Genomic DNA, 1,966 nt, shown 5'->3' with positions numbered 1-1,966 from the left:
TAGTAGTACCTAGCGAGGTGTAGTATATGAAAATAGGTTTTATTTCTTTAGGCTGTAGTAAAAATTTAGTTGATAGTGAAAAGATGATGGGCATGTTGAAAAGTGGACATCATGAATTGGTTAAGGATGCGCAGGAAGCAGAAGCCATCATCATTAATACATGCGGATTTATTAATTCTGCGAAAGAAGAAGCCATCAATACGATTTTTAAGATGGCGGAATATAAAAAACAAAATTGTAAAAAGTTGATTGTGGTTGGCTGTCTGGCGCAACGTTATAAGGAAACCTTGGAGGCAGAAATTCCAGAAATCGATGCCGTCATCAGTATTCGCGAATACCCGCATCTACATGAGATTCTTCACTCTTTATTGGATGGGAAAGAACTTGTCAGCTATGGCAAAAGTGAGCGTATGGTATCAAGCAAGCCATGGACGGCATATTTGAAAATTGCCGAAGGTTGTAGCAATCGCTGTACCTATTGTGCAATTCCTTTGATTCGCGGTGATAATGTAACCTTTCCCATGGAACAATTGGTCCAAGAGGCCAAAGAACTGGCACAGCGCGGTGTTAAGGAATTGGTTTTAATTGCCCAGGATACGACAAAGTATGGAGTTGACTTATATGGCAAACGTTCTTTATTAGAACTGTTACAAAAGCTTCATGAGATTGATGGCTTTCATTGGATTCGTATCTTATATATGTATCCGGATGAAATTGATGAGGACTTAATTGAAGGTATGGCGAAGTTATCGAAAGTATTGCCATATTTTGATATTCCAATGCAGCATGCCAACAATCGTATGCTGGCAGCTATGAATCGTCGAGGCACTAAAGAGGAAGTCTTGGCATTGATTAAAAAGATTCGCAAGACGTATGCGGATCCTACTTTACGTACGACCTTTATCGTGGGCTTTCCCTCAGAAACACAGGAAGATTTTGATGAATTGATGCAGTTTGTAGAAGATGTTCATTGGGATCGCATGGGTGCTTTCACCTATTCTCCGGAAGAAGATACGCCGGCTTTTGATATGGAACAAAGTGTTGCAGAAGAAGAAAAACAACGTCGTTTAGCAATTTTGATGCAGCGTCAGGAAGAAATCTCTTTAGCCAATCAACAAAAACGTATTGGTACGGTGATGGAAGTTTTGGTAGAAGCACAGGATGGCTTGACTGGCAAATATCGTGGACGTGGAGCAAACAGTGCACCGGATGAAGTGGATGGTATGGTCATTTTTACAAGTAAACAACCATTAGCCCTGGGAAGTTTTATCCAGGTTAAGATTACCGAGGCCCTCCCTCATGATGTGATCGGAGAAGCTTTGTGTTAAAAGGCTTTGCCCCTATTATTGCCAAACAGCCGCGAGTGATGATCTTAGGCTCTATGCCATCTGTGACTTCTTTAGAGAAGCAGGAATATTATGGGTTTGCGCATAATCGCTTCTGGAAGATCTTGCATGCACAATTTGGGATGCCAATAGCTACCTATGAACAAAAGAAGGCAATCATTTTAACGCATCATATGATTTTATGGGATGTCATTGGAGAATGTGAACGAGAAGGCAGCTTGGATTCGGCAATTCGCAATGAAAAAGTGAATCCGATTGATGAGCTGCTAGAAGCGTATCCAGAAATTTCAATCATTATCTGCAATGGTCGTAAAAGCTATGAACTGTTTCAAAAACATTTTGCGCATTTGGATAAGCAAGTAATTTATTTGCCTAGTACCAGCAATGCGAATCGCACGATCAAAGAGGAAGCATTATTTGCAAAATGGATGCAGGTGTTATCTGCATATGATTTATAAAGTGCTGATGATTAGCACTTTTTTTCATGCTAGATGGAAATCTGAAAACGTTTCTAGGATGAAAGGGTGATAGAAGAAGCAAATGATAACGACAAGATAAGTTACAAAATGATCAGCTTGTGTCAAGTAGACACACAAAATAATTAAAACATTTTTGTCCAT

Annotated in this window: 2 protein-coding genes; both read left to right on the top strand. The window is 39.8% G+C overall.

The features are described from left to right. The first annotated feature begins 26 nt into the window (after positions 1-26). On the top strand, positions 27-1,328 hold the full coding sequence (gene rimO, locus AC1VS3_RS12885; protein WP_119983524.1) for a 30S ribosomal protein S12 methylthiotransferase RimO: 1,302 nt from the start codon (positions 27-29) through the stop codon (positions 1,326-1,328). Further along, entirely contained in the window at positions 1,322-1,804 is a 483-nt protein-coding gene (locus AC1VS3_RS12880) for a DNA-deoxyinosine glycosylase (protein ID WP_008689065.1), read from the top strand. Before rimO ends, AC1VS3_RS12880 begins: the two co-directional genes overlap by 7 nt. Positions 1,805-1,966 lie beyond the last annotated feature (162 nt).

The organism is Longicatena sp. (assembly GCF_982403165.1).
The sequence above is the reverse complement of the archived record's forward strand: the minus strand, read 5'-3'. Positions and strand labels throughout refer to the sequence as shown.